The following is a 19,039-nucleotide window of genomic DNA, read 5'->3' on the forward strand; positions in this document are numbered from 1 at the left end:
TTTATTTTAATCCTTCAACAATATCCGATAGTTCACTCCATCTTTCCATCGTCTTTTCTAGCTCTTCTTCTGTTTTTTGCTGCGTTTCAGACAATTCTTGAGCTTTCGTAAAATCAGAACCAACATTCGCTAGCTCTTCTCCAATAGATTCCAGTTTTTCTTCAAGTCCTGCAATTGTATCTTCAATTGTATCCCATTCGCGTTGCTCGTTATATGAAAGTTTACGCTTACGTTGTTGTTTCGGTGCTTCTTCTACTACTTTTCTCTCTTTTTGCACTTCCGCTTTCTCAATGAGCTCTCTCGTTTTTTCCATTTCTAAGTAATCAGTATAGCTACCTAAAAATTCACGTACTTCGCCTCCGCCAGCAAAGATGAACAATTCATCAACTACTTTATCTAAGAAGTAACGATCATGCGATACAGTTAAAACGACACCTGGGAAATCTTCTAAATAATCTTCTAACACTGTTAATGTTTGTGTATCTAAATCATTCGTAGGCTCATCCAGTAATAGTACGTTCGGTTCTCCCATTAATATACGTAATAAGTATAAACGTCTTCTCTCGCCACCAGATAGTTTACCAAGCGGTGTACCATGTGAATGTGGCGGGAATAAGAAACGTTCTAACATCTGAGACGCACCAATTACTTTTCCATCTGTCGTATGAATAACTTCCGCAATTTCTTTAATGTATTCAATCATACGTTGATTTAAATTCATCTCTTCATTTTCTTGCGTATAATAAGCAACTTTTACAGTTTGCCCAACTTCAATTTCACCACTATCAGGAGATAACTTACCTGCAAGCATATTTAATAGCGAAGATTTCCCGCTTCCATTCGCTCCAATAACTCCGATACGATCGCCTGGTTTCACAATATGATTAAAATTGTTCAATACCGTTTTATCACCGAATTTTTTTGTTACATCTTTTAACTCAAGTACTTTTTTCCCAAGGCGGCTACCGCTAAGTGCAATATCAACAGACTGTTTTGCAGCTGGTCCTTCTTGACCTTTTATCTCTTCAAAACGTTGAATACGTGCTTTTTGCTTTGTCGAACGAGCTTTTGCCCCACGGCGAATCCACGCTAGTTCACGGCGATATAAGTTTTGACGCTTTGATTCTTGCGCAAGTTCTTGCTCTTCACGAAGTGCTTTCGCTTCTAAAAACGTACTGTAATTCCCTTCATAACTAAACAGTTTTCCATTATCTAATTCGAAAATACGATTCGTCACACGATCTAAGAAATAACGATCATGGGTTACAAGTAATACCGCACCTGTATATCGCGCTAAATATTCCTCTAACCACTCAACTGTCTCATGGTCAAGATGGTTCGTAGGCTCATCTAAAATTAATAGGTCCGGTGTTTCAATAAAACACTGCGCCATCGCAATACGTTTTTTCTGCCCACCAGATAAATTTCCAACAGTTGCTGTGAAATCCGTAATTCCTAGTTTCGTTAATAATGATTTGGCATTCGCATTTGCTTCCCACGCACTCATCGCATCCATACGTTGTTGCACTGCAAATAATTGTTCCTGTACTTTTTCATTACTTGGATCTTTTTCGATATGTAATAGCGCCTTTTCATAATCACGAAGAAGACGAATTAAAGGTGTATCACCATGGAAGACTTGTTCTAATACTGTTAATTTCTCATCAAACTCAGGTTGCTGTGATAAATAACTAATTGTATACCCACGTGAATGAGTCATATCACCTGTGTCAGGAATTTCTGCCCCTGCAATAATTTTTAATAACGTTGATTTACCAGTACCATTTACACCGATAATTCCGGCACGTTGTCCTTCTGCAATACTAAATGATAATCCATCAAATAACGGTTTTTCTCCATATGATTTTGATAAGTTTTCCACAGTTAACATTTTCATATTTGTGCATTCCACTCTTTCATAAATTGTTCAATAAACTGTTCCATATAACGATGACGAACTTCAGCCTCTTGTTTTGCTGCGTTCGTATTCATTAGGTCTTTTAGTTTTAAAAGTTTTTCATAAAAATGATTTAGAGATGGGTCATTATTTTTTCTATATTCATCTTTCGTCATCACTTCACGCGGAGGAATAGTTGGATCATACATTAATCGCCCTTTCGCTCCACCATATGCAAATGTGCGAGCTATTCCAATTGCACCAAGAGCGTCTAAGCGATCTGCATCTTGAACAATCTTCCCTTCAAGTGACTCAACTTTACCGCCATGACCACCTTTATAAGACATATTGGCGATGATATGAAGAACATGTTTACTTTCCTCTTCTTCAACATGTAACTCTTCTAACCAATCAGAAACCTTTTTCATTCCTGCTTCTTCGCTTTCATTTAACTTCTCATCTGCCACATCGTGAAGTAATGCTGCCAATTCAATTATAAAACGATTTCCTCCTTCTTGCTCGGATAAAGAAATCGCCAGTTTATGTACGCGCTCAATATGATACCAATCATGCCCACTCGCATCTTTTTCTAAAATATGTTTTACAAAAGTAATTGTTTTTTGAACCTTTTCTTGTTTTGTCATTTTATCTTCACCCAGTTACTTATTGTAACACGCCCGCATTTTTTCATCACATATTTTCTTGTCCGCCCATACACTGGGTGGTAGGCATCATCATGAAGGAGGAATAAATATGTTCTATAATAATCAACCGCCTTACCCACAACAACCATTTTATCCTCAGCAACAAGAACAAAGATATACAGAACAATATGAAGAACAAGAGTTACAACAGCAAGAGCAACAATATGAACAAAATCCATATGCAACGCCGCAAAATCAAGAAACTAATTATCAACAAAACTCATACGACACACGTCCAAATTATGAATATCCACAAAATCCATATACAGCACCACAAAATCAAGAAAAACAATTTCAGCAAAATCCATTTGTAACACCGCAAAATCAAGAAACTGAATATCAACAAAATCCATATGATACACGTCCGAATTATGAGTACCCTCAAAATCCATATACAGCACCACAAAATCAAGAAAAACAATTTCAACAAAACCCATACCCAACTCAGTCTCAACAACCGCAATACCAACAACAAATGTATCAACCAAACTACAACGCACGTGTCTCACCACCTAAACCACCAACAATTGATCCGACTCAACCACAAATTTTACCGCCTGGACCTACATTCGATATTACACAGCCTCAAATCTTACCACCTGGACCAATTACAGAACCAACACAACAACAAATTCAACAAGTTGTCGGTACACAGTTTTTACCTTTAAAGAAACCTGTGCTAGATTTCGTAAAACCTTGGGTAGATTACGGTTTGAATGAAGCGAAACATACATCACACAAACATGCTTTAACAGAGGTTGCTGCAATTATGTTTTTAGTTGGTAAAGGATTTAATCCGACGATTGCGCATTATATTGTTGAATCTTGGGAGAAGAATGAGCAGTTTTAGGGTTGTTTATTTTTTATTAAATAAAACTATAAAAGCGTCAAAAATGCCTGTTATACAAGCATTTGCGACGCTTTTTATTTGTTATATGTTTTAAAACAGTAGTTTCATATTAATTGAGTGGAAAATATGAGCAAATAATCGCCTTTTAATTTAACTGTATTTGATAAATTTTCATTTTATAAACCATTCATTATTTCTCTGTTTATTTTTTCCTATTATCTTATAATTTAAATTAGGAAAGGGAGGAAAATATATATGTCTAAAAATGAAACTGTACTATTAAATCAAATTGAGATAGTAATTGAAATTTTAAAAAATATACAAAAAGAAGATCCCTTCTATAAAGATTTATTAAAACGATTAAACCGTTTAGCCACTTATCAGCAAAGTAAATCTCGTGGAATTAAAGGTGCAGTGAGAGCCTATACTGAAACTGGTCTCGTAAAAAGATTTGACGATTCTCTACTTATTGAATTAGATAAATTAGAGACTATGCTAAATGAAAATAAATAATATTAAACCGACTTTGAAAAATGACTCAGATATGTAGAAGAACAAACTGATAGAATCTTAAAGGAAACTTGCATGTATCCCCTTTTTAGAAAAACAAGTAAAACTTTAGTCAGTAGGGTTTTATTCACCCACGACGCGAGTAAAGGTGTGAAAAATTTTGAGTAATATGAATAAAAGCCGAATTGAAATTCTAAAAATGAAAGCAAAAAGAAATGGTAGTAGAAAAGAACTGATAGACGAACTTTCTAATATTGTTACAGTTTCTATGGACTCATTTATGGATCCAGAATCTAATGATTTATTTTGTAAAGACTTATTTAATACGCTAGCACAAACTTCAAACATAAAAAATTTTGGTAGCACTAATTATGAAGAAAACGGAAGACTATCAATAGCATTGTTAAAAGAAATAGCTAAAACTATTAAATTTCCAGTTAATGAAGGGAGACTCTTTTTCTCTAAGGGTGGTAAATTTGAAGCAGTTAAACTGAACATTACTGAAGTATTTGAGAATTTAGAAGCGTTATCAACCATATCAAGATTTCTAACTGGATATGCAGATTTTGTATTAGTTGGGGACGATTTAGAATTCGGGATTGTTATTGAGCGCACTGAATACCACTACGAATTCAGTATGTGGGGCGTATCCACAATATGAAATACGAAAATACAAAAGACCACTTCAAAAATGAGAGTGGTCTTTTTATTACTTTATCTATCAACCTTTTCAAATTATTCATATCAAAACTTTCTTTTAAGATCTTCTCTTCCTAGGACCTATAATTAATTTAATCGCCGTTCTTTCTTGATCATTAATAGTAACTTCTTGAAATGCTGGAACAAAGGCCAAATCAATACCACTTGGAGCAACAAATCCTCTTGCGATTGCAATTGCTTTAATCGCTTGATTTAAAGAACCAGCCCCAATCGCTTGAATTTCCACATTACCACTTGTTCTTAGTACACCTGCTATTGCACCTGCAACTGAATTTGGTTTTGATTTTGAAGATACCTTTAATATATTTTCCATGTAAGTTGCTCCCTCTATTATTTAATTACTCTTTCGTTACCATACTAAATATTTCAACGTATCTTTTACTACTATTCACACCAAAAGCAAACAATACTATATATGTACATTCATTCGATACTTTTTGTCTTCTTCCTGCCCTGCTACGTAAATAAAGTCCGATGACTATAAACCCTAATATACAAACATTTAAAATACAGGAATTCACTTAAACGATTACATCATTGAAACTGAGGATACTGGTTTTAATCGTCAAAGTATTGTAACTTGTGATAATGGTATTAATTCAGTTGAATTAACAGTTATAAAACTAAGTTAATATTCATCTTCACATTCAGATGCTATTTCAGCATTTTTTTTATTGAATAATGTTCTTTTGATTTCTATCGTTTCCCTCATAAAACATACTTTTCTGTTAATCTAATAAACATGAAAAAAGTACCAAACTCTTCTACTACAAAAGTTCGGTACTTTTTTATCATTCTTTCTTACTTCTCTACATAAACCGACTTAACAATTGTACGATTATATGGTTGTCCTTCTTTATTCATCCCTTTTATATCCATCGTAACGTTATATACTCCTGGTTGCTTTATGTTCTTCAAAGCACCAGTAAATGTATTGTTATTCACATTTTGTAATTCATTAAATTCAGAGACTAGTTTTCCTTCTTTATTAACTACTCTTACTGTTATGGAAAGATCCCCTTTCATTTCAGGTGCCACAGGTGATTTTTTCAGTTTATACTCAGATTTATTCGCTTTAACTTTGGTAGGCATTTGAAGTACAAATGGTGCGTCGCTCTTGTAATCGCTTACAACTAAGTATGCATCTTTCGACTGCTTCGCCATCATTTTAACTTTCCATTCTCCTACATCCATTTTATCAAATTTAAATGTTCTAATTGTCGCACCACCAAAGAAAGATTCATCTTCACCAGTAGTTATAACGCTATCCTTATTTGTATACATTTTTCCTTTTGGAGATATCATTTGTACTTCTACATCCGAAGAAGCAGTTAATATAGAAACGATTCCTCCTGCCTTTTTATCAACCGTAACAGTTTGCTCTATCCACTGATTTTGTGGCAATTCCCCACCTAAAATGTTTTGATTGGAAGTTGTATTTAATTGTTCTATATTTTCATTTGTACTAGTGCTGGATGCTACTAAAGCTGGAACCGGTACATTTGCTGTACGTAAATATAGTTCAATTCGTGAGAAAACAGCTGATCCCTTCCGTATATTATCATGATCAAATCTGGAATCTGTAAATAAATGAGTTCCATACGGCAGCTTAGCACTCCACTCATTTACTAGTCCATCATTTGAACCGTATGATGACAAATATAATCCGCCCATTGATAACGCCGAAAATACAGGGCCCCAGCTAGTCCCAGTAACTGTATAATAACGGTTTAATTTAGCTGTTGGATTATTATCAATCGTTGAACGAAATTTTGCCATTTCACCCATTTGTAATGAATACGTACCATCATCTTTTTGACCTAATATAGAAGCAAGCCACCCTGCCCACCAACTGTATGATAAATCCGCTAAATTTGATCCATGATGTGGCGTCGCAAGCGTAATCACATTTCCGACAAATCGATTTGCACCATATCCTACTAATGCAGCTTGTGTATCGATACCGCCTTTACTATGTGCTACAATATTAATTTTTTTACCGAAATGGTTATATATTTCTTCTAATTTTTGTGCTAACAATTTTCCGTTATCCCACTGACTAGCTGATCCTTTCCCAGCAGCATCATATAATTGTATAAATACTGTTTGATAGCCTGCTTTCAAAGCATAGTCATACATATCATTCATATCGTGATACACTGTCTTTCCATACCAACTATCAGCATTCCCATTCCTTCCTTGCACAAAGAGAATTGGAGGTTTATTCTCATCATAATTAGCTGGTTTTTGACCTAAAAACCATTCTCCAGGTGTAAAGACTTCTTGATCTGGAAATCCTGTTTTAAGCTCGTTTACAACTTCTGCTCGCACATTTGTGCTAATCATTGGAACCATGATAAAAAATACAATTAGTAAGGCAACACATCTTCTCATCAATCGCATGTTACTCCCCCCACTTTTTTTGAAAGAAGGTGCTCTTTGTAATATTTTTTATCTTCTCTCTTAATACTAGATAATCTCTTTACTTAAACAAGATCTTTTCCCTATTCTCAAGAGATTACTAGTACCCCTTCTTCCTTTACACACGTTATTCTCTTTGATTCTATCTCTTCCTTTTGAGAGAACGCTACAAAAAAGTTTCTCAACAATTGTTAACTTTACTGAATCTAAATCTCCCTAAATTATTATTGTTTATATAAAACATACAAATCTTGAAAAAACTTTAGTAAAAAAACACTTTATTACCAGCTAGTTATAAAAAAACTTAATGAAGATATGTACTTTTATTTAATTAAATACAAACTAAACGAATAGAAGCTTATATTGTAAGACTTTCCTATCATTAAATATTAAACTGAAATTTCCGAATAGAAAATAATATTTCCAGAAACATATATTGTGATAATTTTTATAGACTTGAATTAAATTTTTAGAAGTACTAACCTAGCGGTGAGCAGAAGAAAATTCTGTAAAAAGAAAGGAGAATGCTTTATGATGACCAATTTACAAAAGGAGTTTTTTAAACGACTAAAAATTCCTGCAAAAGAAATAACATTTAATGATTTAGATGAAATTCTCTTGAAAATGGGCTTGATTCTCCCCTATGAAAATCTCGATATTATGGCTGGTACTATTAAAAACATCTCAAAAAATAACTTAGTAGAAAAGTTACTTATTCAAAAACGAGGCGGTCTTTGTTATGAATTAAACTCCTTATTGTATTACTTTTTAATTGATTGTGGATTTCAAGTATATAAAGTAGCTGGTACTGTTTATGATCTTTACGATAATAAATGGAAACCCGATGATGGTCATGTCATTCTCATATTAAATCATAATCATAAAGATTATGTTATAGATGCAGGTTTTGCATCTCATCTACCTTTACATCCAGTCCCTTTTAATGGAGAAGTCATCTCTTCTCAAACGGGAGAATATCGAATTCGCAAACGAACTACCCGAAAAGGTACACACATTTTAGAAATGAGAAAAGGGGCTAACGGAGAATCTACAAATTTCTTGCAATCTGAACCTTCACATGAATGGAAAATAGGCTATGCTTTCACTTTAGATCCAATAGATGAGAAAAAAGTGAATAACATTCAAAAAGTAATTGTAGAGCATAAAGAATCTCCTTTTAATAAAGGGGCTATTACTTGTAAATTAACTGATTATGGTCACGTTTCATTAACAAATAAAAATTATACAGAAACCTTTAAAGGCACAAAAAATAAAAGTCCAATAGAATCAAAAGATTATGCTCGCATTCTTCGTGAATCTTTTGGAATAACGCAAGTGAAATATGTAGGAAAAATACTAGAAAGAGGCTAGTTGACTAGAAGTATTCCATAATAAAGCAGATTCCATATTTAGAATCTGCTTTATTTTATATTTTGTTATAAAGAAATTTGTTTTGCTCTTACCTTTAATTTTCAATGATATACTCATCATCATATTTATCGTATTGGAGCCCTGATCCTATTTTTGATTCCGTAACTTGATCTCTTAAAAACGGTGCAGCTTCCATTTTGCTAGTTGCAATTTCAATTCCATATTTTTTCGTTAAATGAGCCAACTCTATTAAAAACCACTCTCTTCGTAATGTAACTGGAATATCAAATGTTCTTCTTTTCATATATAATAGCACCTCTTTTATTTTCATAGCTTAAAAATATCAATAACTTCCAATGAAACATTATAGTATATGCATGTCCATTTTAAACGTGCTATTACAAAAAGAATACTTTAGTTTACATAAAATAATTATGTATTAGTAGAAAGAGGCTTGTCCTCCTCTTTCTACTCTAGAGATTTAAATTAAGAACATCTTGGTACACCTAAAGCTAAAAATAAACCAGCTACTCCTGCTGTAATCGGTACTTTCAACGTAATTACATCGTCTACTTTCGTTACTAAAAAGAACGCATTACCTTCTTGTAATATACAAGTTACCAATAATTGAAATTCCATTCAAATCTCCTCCTTTCAATCGACATACTATACTTTATGAATTCTCTTTAAAAACGTAATAGTAAATATATCTATTTTTCCTTATATAACAATAAATGTTTGTCAGTCTATTAAAATACTAATTTTCTAAATTTATATAAATCGTGTAATATCCAATAAGTTCCTATATAATCAATAGTGAAAATCTTACAAATGGAGGTATGAAAATGACGATTTTGAGTAATATTGGTGCAGCTTTATTTTTAATTGCTTTTATTCTTTTAATTCTATGTATCATTTCATTCTTTAAGAAAAATGGAAAAGCAAAACAGTATGGTCGTCCTGCCGTTATTCTTTTTATGATTTCAATTGTATTAATAATAACTAGTGCTGAGTCCTCTAATAACCCAATTGTTGAATTCTTTTCTATTTTAAGTTTTGTTTTATTTGTTTTCTTCCTTGTTCTGGCAATTTTATCTGTAATTAAAAAGACAGGTGTAGCAAAAAAACAATTTATTATCACTGCTATTTTATTTGTCATTTTTGTTGCATTATTAAGTATTTCAGCTCCTTCTTCTGAAAAGACGGCAGCAACTAGTAAACAAGTTGCTTCTAACACTACAGAACACAAAGATAGCGACAAAAAAGAACTAGAAAAAAAAGAAGCGGACGAAAAAACTCAAAAGCAAGAAAAGGAGAAGCTTCAAGCCGAGGAACAAGCTCATAAACAAGAGGATGAAAAACGTCTGGCTGATGAGCAAGCTCGTAAACAACAAGAGGAACAGAAACGTCTGGCTGATGAACAAGCTCGCAAACAACAAGAAGAGCAAAAACGTCTGGCTGATGAACAAGCTCGCAAACAACAAGAAGAGCAAAAACGTCTGGCTGATGAACAAGCTCGCAAACAACAAGAGGAACAGAAAAAATCACAGCAAACTCAAACACAACCTGCTTCAGGAAATACTAGTAGTGCATATTACAAAAATTGTGCCGCAGTTAGATCTGCTGGGAAAGCTCCCCTATATAAAGGACAACCAGGTTATGACTCACATCTTGATCGTGATGGCGATGGAGTTGCATGCGAAAAATAGTAGTAAAAAAGAAGCTTCTAGTAAGCTTCTTTTTTATTATCAGAAACTATCACGACGAATTCCCCTCCCTCTTCCTTTTATAAAGTTCATTTTATTATACTTAAAACTGACACATAATAAGTGATTTCAATCACCACATTGTTTTTCATTTATCGCTATTCTTAATTTAGATATTACATTCAAACTTTATGGAGGCATTCATATGGAACATACATTTACTGAAACTTCTATTGTCGGTGAGATTGTTACACAATTTCCGAAAGCTAGTGATCTTTTCAAATCATATAGAATAGACTTTTGTTGTGGTGGTAATAAAACACTTATTGATGCAATTAATGAAAGAAATTTATCAGCAACAGAAGTACTTACAGAATTAAATACGCTTTATCATAATACGAAACTATTAAACGAATCTGAAATTGATTGGAAAAATGCTTCTTATCGTGAATTGATTGATTATGTAATTAATAAGCATCATCGTTATTTAAATGAAGAGTTGCCGCAGTTAAGCCCATATGTAACGAAAGTATTACGCGTTCATGGAGCGAATCAGCCTCATTTAGCTCAAATTCATAAGCTATTTCATGAACTTAAAATGGAATTAGAACAACATTTAATTAAAGAAGAAACGAAAGATTTCCCATTAATTTTAGAATTAGAACAAAATCCAACTGATGAAAACTATGCAAAGTTACGTAAAGTAGTAGATGAACTAGAAAATGAGCACAATCATGCCGGAAATATTATAAAAGAACTTCGTAAAGTAACAAATGACTTTACTCCTCCAGAAGGAGCTTGCGGCACTTATCGACTTGTTTATCAACGTCTTGAAGCGTTAGAGTCTGATTTATTTGAGCACATTCATTTAGAGAATAATATTTTATTTCCACGTGCAATTACGAGAGCATAAATAAAGTGCAGGACATGAGTATACATACTTATGTCCTGCTTTTTCATTTTGCGAAAAATATCCACATTCCCCTCACACAAATCCGAATTTTAACAAATTGTGAATCATTATAAAAATGTGATAAATATCACATCTCTCCCTTTTTTGATTTTCTATAATAAAAATATAATCCTTTGTTCAATATTTCACATAAAAAGGGGAAACGAAAATGAAAAAACGTTTAGTTATGATCGGAAATGGTATGGCTGGCATACGTTGTATGGAAGAAATATTAAAACATGATAGTGATTCATATGAGATTACTATTTTTGGAGATGAACCACATCCAAACTACAATCGCATTATGCTCTCTCATGTTTTACAAGGCAAAACAAATATGCAAGATATCATTATGAATGAATACAGTTGGTACGAAGAAAACGAAATAACTTTGTATACAAACGAAAGAGTTCAAAGTATTAACCGAGAAGAAAAAATCATTATCACAGAAAAGAATCGTACTCTTACATATGACAAACTCATTATCGCAACAGGTTCTAGTGCTTTTATTTTACCTGTTGAAGGCTCCACCCTTCCTGGTGTAACAGGATTTCGAACAATTGAAGATACACAATTTATGATTGATACTGCTACAGAAAAGAAAAAGGCCGTTGTCATTGGTGGTGGATTACTTGGTTTAGAAGCCGCAAGAGGTCTTATTGACTTAGGAATGGACGTACATGTTGTTCATTTAATGCCTAGCTTAATGGAGCAGCAACTAGATACGAAAGCCGCTTCTCTTCTGCGCGAAGATTTAGAAGCACAAGGCATGAAGTTTCTAATGGAAAAGAAAACTGTAAAAATTCTTGGCACAGAACATGTTGAGGGCATTCAATTTGAAGATGGTGAAGTTGTAGATTGTGATTTAATCGTAATGGCTGTCGGAATACGCCCGAATACGCAAATAGCAAAAGATGCTGGTTTAATTGTCAATCGCGGTATCGTAGTTAACGACTATATGCTAACAAATGATGAATCCATTTATGCAGTTGGCGAATGTGCAGAGCATGACGGTATCGCATATGGACTTGTTGCTCCTCTTTATGAACAAGGTGCAATATTAGCAAAACATATAACGAATTTACAAACTGATGGATATACGGGCAGTATCGTCGGTACGCAATTAAAAGTTGCTGGTTGTGATTTATTCTCTGCTGGTCAAATTTATGAAGATGATCAAACGAAAGCAATATCCATCTTTGATGAATGTAAACGTTCCTATAAGAAAGTATTAATTCGTGACAATAAAGTCGTCGGTATCGTTTTATATGGTGACACAGCTGATGGTACACGCCTCTTTAGTATGTTAAAGAAAGAAGAAGATATACAAGAATATACACCAGCTTCCATTCTTCACAAAGCTGGTGAAGAATGTGAACTTGACGTTGCTACAATGAGTGCGGATGACACGATTTGTGGATGTAATGGTGTTACGAAAGGTACAATCATTCATGCCATTTTAGAACAAGAGTTAACGACTTTTGAAGAAGTTAAAGGCTGTACGAAAGCCGCAGGGTCTTGTGGTAAATGCCGTCCGCTTGTCGAACAAGTTTTATCTTATACACTTGGAGATGCTTTTGATGCCTCAGCGCAATCTGCCGGTATGTGTGGATGTACACCTTTATCCCGTGATGAAGTCGTAGCGGCGATTCATGAGAAAGGCTTAAAATCACCAAAAGAAGTACGAAATGTTCTTGGTTTTGTACATGAAGATGGCTGTTCGAAATGTCGTCCTGCATTAAATTACTATTTACGTATGGCCATTCCAGAAGAATATGAAGATGATAAATCGTCTCGTTTCGTTAATGAAAGAATGAATGGTAACATCCAGCATGATGGTACATTCTCTGTTATTCCACGTATGTACGGAGGTGTTACAACAGCTGATGATTTAATGAAAATTGCTGAAGTTGCGAAAAAATATGACGTCCCTCTTGTGAAAATTACAGGTGCGAGCCGAATCGGCTTATATGGTGTAAAAAAACAAGATTTACCTAACGTATGGGCTGACTTAAATATGACTTCGGGATATGCGTATTCAAAATCACTTCGTAATGTAAAATCATGTGTTGGTTCTCGTTTCTGCCGTTTCGGTACGAAAGATTCATTAGGACTTGGTATGCTCCTTGAACAATCATTAGAAATGGTAGATACACCTCATAAAATGAAGATGGGTGTAACGGGCTGTCCGCGTAACTGTGCGGAAGTATTGACGAAAGATTTTGGCGTTGTTTGTGTCGAAAATGGATACCAACTTTATATTGGCGGAAATGGTGGTACGGAAGTACGCGAGGCTGATTTTGTAATGGTTGTCCCTACTGAAGATGATGTCCTTCGCATCGCTACAGCTTACATGCAATATTATCGTGAAACTGGTATTTACGGAGAGCGTACTGCCTACTGGACTGAACGATTAGGCTTCGATCACATAAAAGAAATACTGCAAGATGTAAATATGGTCACTAAGTTAAATGAACGTTTCCAAACAGCTCGTGGCACATATAAAGAAGCTTGGGGACAAGCACTAGAAACGAAATCATTAAAAGCGATGTATGAAGTAGAAACTGTGAAATAAGGAGCTGTGATCTATATGATACAAACGAAAGAAAAAATAAAAGTTATGCGTGCAGAAGATCTTCCTATTCAAATCGGTAAAGAGGTACAAATGAAAGGTATGTCTATCGCCCTATTCCGCCTTTCAAATGGCGATATTCGAGCTGTAGAAAATCGTTGTCCTCATAAAAACGGACCATTAGCCGAAGGAATTGTATCTGGTGAATTCGTATTTTGTCCACTACATGATTGGAAAATTTCATTACTAACAGGTGAAGTTCAAAAACCTGATGACGGTTGTATTCAAACATACGAAGTAGAAGTTATTGATGGTGATATTTATATATACATGTAATTTATAAAAGGAAGCCTTCCCCTGGCTTCCTTTTACATAAAAATAGATGAGGTGCGAATATGAACGGATATGTATATTTAGTTGGTGCAGGACCAGGTGATGAAGGACTTATTACAAAAAAAGCGATAGATTGTTTAAAGCGTGCAGATATTGTTTTATATGACCGCTTATTAAATCCTACCTTTCTTAACTATACAAAAGAAACATGTGAACTTATTTATTGCGGAAAAATGCCAAAGAATCATACTATGCGACAAGAAATGATTAACGCACACCTCCTTCAATTTGCGAAGGAAGGAAAAATCGTAGTCCGCTTAAAAGGCGGAGATCCATCTATTTTTGGCCGTGTTGGTGAAGAAGCAGAAACTCTAGCATCTGCGAATATTCCATATGAAATTGTACCAGGCATTACATCTAGCATCGCCGCTAGTAGCTATGCAGGTATCCCCCTCACCCACCGCAACCACAGTAATAGCGTCACATTACTAACTGGACATGCAAAAGGCCCTTTAACCGATCATGGAAAATATAATTCATCCCACAATAGCGACACAATCGCTTACTACATGGGTATAAAAAACTTACCTACAATTTGCGAAAACTTACTACAAGCAGGAAAAAAAGAAGATACACCAGTAGCAGTTATCGAATGGGGTACAACTGGTAAACAGCGCGTTGTCACAGGTACACTTTCAACCATTGTTCTTATCGTCAAAAACGAAAATATTTCTAACCCTTCTATGACAATTGTTGGTGATGTTGTTTCTTTACGTAATCAAATCGCTTGGAAAGAACGTAAACCATTGCATGGCAAGAAGGTTTTAGTTGCATCTGCAACAAATAAAAAAAGCGCAATCAAGCAAATGTTACAAGAGTCCGGTGCAGAAATATATCAAATTCCAACTTTCAAAAAGAAAGAATACACATTAACATCTAAACAAACCAATGAGATTTTTAGCGTTGATCGCCTAGTATTTTGTTCAGCTGAAAGTGTAGAAATCTTGATGCGATCATGCAGTAAACACCAGAAAGATATTCGTTCCTTACAGGCAAAACTGCAGTATATAAACGTTGCCACTCAAGAAAAACTTATGCAATATGGGCTACTAAGTAAACAAGCAGAGTTCTCTTCCGATACTACTGTTTATTTAGGCAGAAATATTAACCGAATTGCTTTTATTCAAGAAAAAATTGGTGCTGGTTCTTATATGATGACTCATGAATATACAATTGACCATCGCTTCGATGAAATTCATTCTCGTATGCTTTCTGAATTCTCATGGGATAGCATTGTATTTGAAGGACGTGCTTCTATTGATACGTTTCTAGCAGAAATAAAACGTCTTGGCTTTATCGATATTCTTACTCTCCCATTCTCCTACACTGATATTCCAACTTTACACTATGCAAATAAAGTCGGATTTCATAATGTAGATCATTCATTACAAGAAATTATTATGAAGAAAGACATGGTGAGACAATGAAAGGAATCGTATATGTTGGACACGGGAGCCGGCTTCAAGAAGGTAACGAACAATTCATTCACTTTATTCAATCTGTTATAAAAGAACGTAACGAAAGGATTCAAAAAATAGCCTTTCTGGAACTAACGACACCTACCATTTCGGATGCAGTTACAGAAGCAATACTAGAGGGTGCAACTGAAATAATGATTGTACCTGTTTTATTATTTGCAGCAGCTCACTATAAATGTGATATTCCTTTGGAGATAGCGAAAATGAAAAAGCAATATCCACATATCTCATTTTCAGTTGTACAACCTTTTAGTACGCATCCGCATATGGTTGAACTTGTAGTAAAAAGAATACGTGAAACTATGCCAATGCAAGGTAGTAGTGTTTTACTCGTAGGGAGAGGTAGTAGTGACCCCCAGCCGATACATGAGTTACAACAAATCGGAGCAGCTGTCGAACAAAAACTCGGTATGCGAGTATGTTGTTCCTTTTTAACGAAAGGAACGCCCTCTTTTACTGCTGAGCTCAAGACTATAACATCGACTGCATCTCATGTATATGTCATGCCTTACCTTCTCTTTACTGGATTATTGCTTCAAAAAATTAAGTTGCATACAAAAAAATACGATCACGTTACAACTTGCAACTGTCTTCAGTTTGATACATATATGAAGTTAACATTATTAGAACGAATGGAGGAATGTGTGTATGTATAACATGTACCCTCTTATGCTTAATCTAAATAAAAAAGTGGTTGTTATCATTGGTGGAGGTAAAATTGCATATCGAAAAGCGTCTGGATTAAAAGATACAGGCGCTTTTGTCACCGTTGTCAGCCCAGAAATTTGCAAGGAAATGAAAGAACTTCCTTATATTAATTGGAAGCAAAAAACTTTTTCTAATGATGATATTAAAGATGCTCATCTTATTTATGCAGCTACAAATCAACATGCTATAAATATGATGGTCAAACAAGCCGCCCATGATTTCCAGTGGGTTAACGTTGTAAGTGATGGTACAGAATCATCGTTTCACACACCTGGTGTCATCCGACATGATGAATATGTTGTCACTATTTCAACTTCAGGTAAAGATCCATCGTTTACAAAGCGTTTGAAGCAAGAACTAACATCTATTTTTCCTAAACTTATAAAAAAGCTTTCTCGTACTCACAAATAATAATCTATTTCTTAGCTAAAATAGTAATTACCTTTGGACAAACGTTTTTTAGAAACGTTTGTCCTTTTTGTTTTGGTTCCTTTTTTGAAATTCCACAGGTAATCTGCGCAGAAAATGAATGGTGTTGGCAACTTGTAAACAAGTAAATTTTATGACAAGTGCAACATTACGAGCAACTCGTCCAATTCAGTTTTTATATTGGGTATTCATTCAACCAAATTAGCGCTTGTTCATAATCATCAAAAAATCTCACAGATTCTTTTGTATTGGATTGTTGCAAATAATTCAGTATCTCCCCTTCTTCAAGAAGAAATGCAATTGCCTTACTATGATTCAAAATAGTTTCATTGAAGAACTTATCTTTCCATACTTTTTGAACAGAAAAATGATTTGGAGTGTATCCTTTTCTATCTACCAATAATTTGTATTTCCGCCCCTCGGAAATAAATTGCTGACAAACCTGCTCAAAGCTATTAAACCATTCATACACATCGTCTGTTTTAATCTGGCCAATTAGATGGGTAACAATCAAATCTCCCGAAACCGTTGTGCTAATATTCTGTTTACTCAACTTAGAATCATCCCCCTTAGTTACAATTATGCGGAAAAACCGCATAAAATCAATAAAGATAAAATTCTTACTTGACACACCCACCCCATCGCTATCAACCTAAGCTCATGTAACGTCAATTATAAGCGAGATTGTGTCTTTTTTCGCAAGTCTATATGTAGATGCTTTAAAGATTTGCATACGAAATAACCCCTAATGAGTTTCCTTTTTTGAATTAAGTCGCTTGATTATCAGACATCGTACAATTGGAAACGAAACCCAATATATTAAAGACAGTTTTCTTCTCATATCGATGGGATTTCCGTCCATCATTTACCGCCTCAAATCTATTCGTTTTTGCACGTATATTCAAAACAAAATATATGACAAATAAATAACGACAGTTACTGTAATAATGCTGAAAAGTGTTGAAAATAAAACGATTTGTGCATGTAATTCAGGCTCTATTTGATACTCCATAGCAATGGTTGATGTATTTCTTGAAGTAGGAAAAGAACTTGCAATAAATAATGATTGTGCAACAATACCATCAATGTTTAGTAGGTAGATCATGGCAAGTGCTAATAATGGTCCCATCAGTAACCTTCCAATTAAAGCCCATGTTATGACTCGATGGGAAAAATTAAGCTTAATGTTGGATAATTGCGCTCCTAGCAATATGAGTGCTATTGCAACAAAACTATTCGCAAGCTGATTAAGAGGTAGAAAGATAGAATTAGGTATTTGAATTGTAAAAGATTGAAAGAGACCCCCTAATACGAGCGCATGAAATACAGGCAGTCTTAGAAATGATTGAATAATACTTCCGATTGTTTTTGTTGCTGATAGTAAGTTATATATCCCATATGAATAAGTTAGAAGATTCTGGAAGATCACAATAAAAATCTGAATGGAAACCCCCACTGGATTGTGACTGAAAATCAATTGACTTACTGGTAATCCATAATTACCGGAATTCATTAACGAAATGCTATTTTTTAGAGCTGCACTTTCTCCTTTTTCTAACTTTAATATTTTCGAAATGAAATGACTTACTATGATCAGACTCAGACTATAAAGCATTAAATAGTATATTATTTGGAGCAACAGATCTATTTCTATACTAATATCATATATATTCACAAATACAGCTGCTGGCATCAAGCAATAAGTAATAAGTGTAGATAGCTGCTTTAAGTTAAATTGAAACTTTCTTTGTAAGATTGCACCAATTAGCATCAATATTAATATTGGTAATATCACGTCTAATATAATAAAAACAAACATGTAAAACCTCATTCCAAATATATTATAGTTGGATTAAACTCTTTACTAAATATGGAATGGACAAATTTAATTCAAATGTAGCCCCTGACGCTACCTAAAATACCATTTGAAAGCATTCGTACACAGAATGTTTTCAGTAGCTTGTTCATCAAATAGCTGTTGAATTAATTTGACATCTCCATACTCAAAAGGTATTTTTGCTCTTGTAGATGGTAAATCTGTTCCAAACATAAGTGCATCTGGGTTCACTTCATAAATCAACTTTAAGGCATTCTCAACATCTAATTTGCCACGACCAAATCAATAGCTTTCACAATTTCCCTCCCTCTCTTTTCTTTAACATATCAAATATGACTCATAAAGAAAATTATGGATTATTTATACAAATTCATAATTTTATCTTATCGACCTAAACTTTATTCTTTATTTTAAGTGTACTTTTTCACAATATCCATTAGCCTTACCAAAAAATCTGGCCCTAAAAATATGAAGTTTTTCTTGTTATAAAT

19 protein-coding genes and 2 pseudogenes are annotated in these 19,039 nt (G+C 34.1%); 12 read left to right on the plus strand and 9 right to left on the minus strand.

What is annotated here, in order from left to right; genetic code table 11:
- Position 1: 1 nt before the first annotated feature.
- Positions 2-1,897: an ABC-F family ATP-binding cassette domain-containing protein gene (locus V7S50_RS19310; protein WP_242251745.1), complete on the minus strand. Its 1,896-nt coding sequence runs from the start codon at positions 1,895-1,897 to the stop codon at positions 2-4.
- Positions 1,894-2,541: an HD domain-containing protein gene (locus tag V7S50_RS19315; protein WP_242251743.1), complete on the minus strand. Its 648-nt coding sequence runs from the start codon at positions 2,539-2,541 to the stop codon at positions 1,894-1,896. The genes V7S50_RS19310 and V7S50_RS19315 overlap by 4 nt, the downstream gene beginning before the upstream one ends.
- A gap of 109 nt (positions 2,542-2,650) precedes the next feature.
- Between V7S50_RS19315 and V7S50_RS19320 the strand changes: the two genes are divergently transcribed.
- From V7S50_RS19320 to V7S50_RS19330, 3 genes are all read left to right on the plus strand, one after another.
- On the plus strand, positions 2,651-3,451 hold the full coding sequence (locus V7S50_RS19320) for a hypothetical protein (RefSeq protein WP_242251741.1): 801 nt from the start codon (positions 2,651-2,653) through the stop codon (positions 3,449-3,451).
- A 255-nt stretch (positions 3,452-3,706) separates the two neighbouring features.
- Positions 3,707-3,964, plus strand: coding sequence for a hypothetical protein (locus V7S50_RS19325; RefSeq protein ID WP_063222818.1), 258 nt, complete (start codon positions 3,707-3,709; stop codon positions 3,962-3,964).
- 157 nt (positions 3,965-4,121) lie between these two features.
- Complete coding sequence (locus tag V7S50_RS19330; RefSeq protein ID WP_242251739.1) at positions 4,122-4,622, plus strand: YxiF family protein; 501 nt, start codon at positions 4,122-4,124, stop codon at positions 4,620-4,622.
- A gap of 96 nt (positions 4,623-4,718) precedes the next feature.
- On the opposite strand, the gene spoVS is transcribed toward V7S50_RS19330, so the two are convergent.
- Positions 4,719-4,994, minus strand: coding sequence for a stage V sporulation protein SpoVS (spoVS, locus tag V7S50_RS19335; RefSeq protein WP_016088106.1), 276 nt, complete (start codon positions 4,992-4,994; stop codon positions 4,719-4,721).
- Positions 4,995-5,229: 235 nt separating this feature from the next.
- Here spoVS and V7S50_RS19340 point away from each other — a divergent pair.
- A pseudogene (locus V7S50_RS19340) lies at positions 5,230-5,313 on the plus strand (preprotein translocase); the annotation flags it as partial.
- Positions 5,314-5,482: 169 nt separating this feature from the next.
- Here V7S50_RS19340 and V7S50_RS19345 read toward each other — a convergent pair.
- Entirely contained in the window at positions 5,483-7,084 is a 1,602-nt protein-coding gene (locus tag V7S50_RS19345; RefSeq protein ID WP_242251737.1) for a lipase family alpha/beta hydrolase, read from the minus strand.
- 549 nt (positions 7,085-7,633) lie between these two features.
- Here V7S50_RS19345 and V7S50_RS19350 point away from each other — a divergent pair.
- Complete coding sequence (locus V7S50_RS19350) at positions 7,634-8,473, plus strand: arylamine N-acetyltransferase family protein (protein ID WP_242251735.1); 840 nt, start codon at positions 7,634-7,636, stop codon at positions 8,471-8,473.
- A gap of 94 nt (positions 8,474-8,567) precedes the next feature.
- Here the strand turns inward: V7S50_RS19350 and V7S50_RS19355 are convergent, their stop codons facing one another.
- Both V7S50_RS19355 and exsG read right to left on the minus strand, forming a co-directional pair.
- Positions 8,568-8,777 carry a hypothetical protein gene (locus tag V7S50_RS19355; protein WP_000830253.1) on the minus strand — a complete coding sequence of 70 codons (210 nt, stop codon included), beginning with the start codon at positions 8,775-8,777 and terminating at the stop codon, positions 8,568-8,570.
- 182 nt (positions 8,778-8,959) lie between these two features.
- Positions 8,960-9,112, minus strand: coding sequence for an exosporium protein ExsG (exsG, locus tag V7S50_RS19360; protein ID WP_000395678.1), 153 nt, complete (start codon positions 9,110-9,112; stop codon positions 8,960-8,962).
- Between the two features lie 206 nt (positions 9,113-9,318).
- Between exsG and V7S50_RS19365 the strand changes: the two genes are divergently transcribed.
- The 7 genes from V7S50_RS19365 (at position 9,319) to V7S50_RS19395 (ending at position 16,693) form a co-directional block, all read left to right on the plus strand.
- Entirely contained in the window at positions 9,319-10,182 is an 864-nt protein-coding gene (locus tag V7S50_RS19365) for an excalibur calcium-binding domain-containing protein (RefSeq protein WP_252209209.1), read from the plus strand.
- Positions 10,183-10,384: 202 nt separating this feature from the next.
- Positions 10,385-11,092 (plus strand): iron-sulfur cluster repair di-iron protein, encoded by a 708-nt coding sequence (gene ric, locus V7S50_RS19370; protein ID WP_242251731.1) that lies wholly within the window; start codon positions 10,385-10,387, stop codon positions 11,090-11,092.
- A 208-nt stretch (positions 11,093-11,300) separates the two neighbouring features.
- The gene (nirB, locus tag V7S50_RS19375) at positions 11,301-13,706 is read left to right on the plus strand and encodes an NADPH-nitrite reductase large subunit (protein WP_242251730.1); all 2,406 of its coding nucleotides are present in this window, start codon (positions 11,301-11,303) and stop codon (positions 13,704-13,706) included.
- A 15-nt stretch (positions 13,707-13,721) separates the two neighbouring features.
- Positions 13,722-14,039: a nitrite reductase small subunit NirD gene (gene nirD / locus V7S50_RS19380; RefSeq protein WP_000616692.1), complete on the plus strand. Its 318-nt coding sequence runs from the start codon at positions 13,722-13,724 to the stop codon at positions 14,037-14,039.
- Between the two features lie 59 nt (positions 14,040-14,098).
- On the plus strand, positions 14,099-15,523 hold the full coding sequence (locus V7S50_RS19385) for a uroporphyrin-III C-methyltransferase (RefSeq protein ID WP_097949663.1): 1,425 nt from the start codon (positions 14,099-14,101) through the stop codon (positions 15,521-15,523).
- Positions 15,520-16,230: a sirohydrochlorin chelatase gene (locus V7S50_RS19390; protein ID WP_242251729.1), complete on the plus strand. Its 711-nt coding sequence runs from the start codon at positions 15,520-15,522 to the stop codon at positions 16,228-16,230. The genes V7S50_RS19385 and V7S50_RS19390 overlap by 4 nt, the downstream gene beginning before the upstream one ends.
- The gene (locus V7S50_RS19395; protein ID WP_097949665.1) at positions 16,223-16,693 is read left to right on the plus strand and encodes a precorrin-2 dehydrogenase; all 471 of its coding nucleotides are present in this window, start codon (positions 16,223-16,225) and stop codon (positions 16,691-16,693) included. The genes V7S50_RS19390 and V7S50_RS19395 overlap by 8 nt, the downstream gene beginning before the upstream one ends.
- 193 nt (positions 16,694-16,886) lie before the next feature.
- On the opposite strand, the gene V7S50_RS19400 is transcribed toward V7S50_RS19395, so the two are convergent.
- The 3 genes and pseudogenes from V7S50_RS19400 to V7S50_RS19410 all read right to left on the minus strand — a co-directional run.
- Positions 16,887-17,309 carry an STAS/SEC14 domain-containing protein gene (locus tag V7S50_RS19400; protein WP_097949747.1) on the minus strand — a complete coding sequence of 141 codons (423 nt, stop codon included), beginning with the start codon at positions 17,307-17,309 and terminating at the stop codon, positions 16,887-16,889.
- 303 nt (positions 17,310-17,612) lie between these two features.
- Positions 17,613-18,530, minus strand: coding sequence for an AEC family transporter (locus V7S50_RS19405; RefSeq protein WP_242251927.1), 918 nt, complete (start codon positions 18,528-18,530; stop codon positions 17,613-17,615).
- Positions 18,531-18,620: 90 nt separating this feature from the next.
- Positions 18,621-18,830, minus strand: a pseudogene (locus V7S50_RS19410) (amidohydrolase family protein); the annotation flags it as partial.
- Between the last annotated feature and the right edge of the window lie 209 nt (positions 18,831-19,039).

This window comes from Bacillus sp. CCNWLW194 (genome assembly GCF_037120585.1).
In the GTDB taxonomy this organism is placed as follows: Bacteria; Bacillota; Bacilli; order Bacillales; family Bacillaceae_G; genus Bacillus_A; species Bacillus_A basilensis.

What these genes read in the sequence shown, in the direction of transcription:
- V7S50_RS19405 (WP_242251927.1), bottom strand. Translation starts at nt 18,530, where the DNA reads ATGTTTGTTTTTATTATATTAGACGTGATATTACCAATATTAATATTG.
- exsG (WP_000395678.1), bottom strand. Translation starts at nt 9,112, where the DNA reads ATGGAATTTCAATTATTGGTAACTTGTATATTACAAGAAGGTAATGCG.
- V7S50_RS19315 (WP_242251743.1), bottom strand. Translation starts at nt 2,541, where the DNA reads ATGACAAAACAAGAAAAGGTTCAAAAAACAATTACTTTTGTAAAACAT.
- V7S50_RS19325 (WP_063222818.1), top strand. Translation starts at nt 3,707, where the DNA reads ATGTCTAAAAATGAAACTGTACTATTAAATCAAATTGAGATAGTAATT.
- spoVS (WP_016088106.1), bottom strand. Translation starts at nt 4,994, where the DNA reads ATGGAAAATATATTAAAGGTATCTTCAAAATCAAAACCAAATTCAGTT.
- V7S50_RS19345 (WP_242251737.1), bottom strand. Translation starts at nt 7,084, where the DNA reads ATGCGATTGATGAGAAGATGTGTTGCCTTACTAATTGTATTTTTTATC.
- nirD (WP_000616692.1), top strand. Translation starts at nt 13,722, where the DNA reads ATGATACAAACGAAAGAAAAAATAAAAGTTATGCGTGCAGAAGATCTT.
- V7S50_RS19395 (WP_097949665.1), top strand. Translation starts at nt 16,223, where the DNA reads ATGTATAACATGTACCCTCTTATGCTTAATCTAAATAAAAAAGTGGTT.
- V7S50_RS19390 (WP_242251729.1), top strand. Translation starts at nt 15,520, where the DNA reads ATGAAAGGAATCGTATATGTTGGACACGGGAGCCGGCTTCAAGAAGGT.
- ric (WP_242251731.1), top strand. Translation starts at nt 10,385, where the DNA reads ATGGAACATACATTTACTGAAACTTCTATTGTCGGTGAGATTGTTACA.
- V7S50_RS19350 (WP_242251735.1), top strand. Translation starts at nt 7,634, where the DNA reads ATGATGACCAATTTACAAAAGGAGTTTTTTAAACGACTAAAAATTCCT.
- V7S50_RS19355 (WP_000830253.1), bottom strand. Translation starts at nt 8,777, where the DNA reads ATGAAAAGAAGAACATTTGATATTCCAGTTACATTACGAAGAGAGTGG.
- V7S50_RS19400 (WP_097949747.1), bottom strand. Translation starts at nt 17,309, where the DNA reads ATGCGGTTTTTCCGCATAATTGTAACTAAGGGGGATGATTCTAAGTTG.
- V7S50_RS19320 (WP_242251741.1), top strand. Translation starts at nt 2,651, where the DNA reads ATGTTCTATAATAATCAACCGCCTTACCCACAACAACCATTTTATCCT.
- nirB (WP_242251730.1), top strand. Translation starts at nt 11,301, where the DNA reads ATGAAAAAACGTTTAGTTATGATCGGAAATGGTATGGCTGGCATACGT.
- V7S50_RS19365 (WP_252209209.1), top strand. Translation starts at nt 9,319, where the DNA reads ATGACGATTTTGAGTAATATTGGTGCAGCTTTATTTTTAATTGCTTTT.
- V7S50_RS19310 (WP_242251745.1), bottom strand. Translation starts at nt 1,897, where the DNA reads ATGAAAATGTTAACTGTGGAAAACTTATCAAAATCATATGGAGAAAAA.
- V7S50_RS19385 (WP_097949663.1), top strand. Translation starts at nt 14,099, where the DNA reads ATGAACGGATATGTATATTTAGTTGGTGCAGGACCAGGTGATGAAGGA.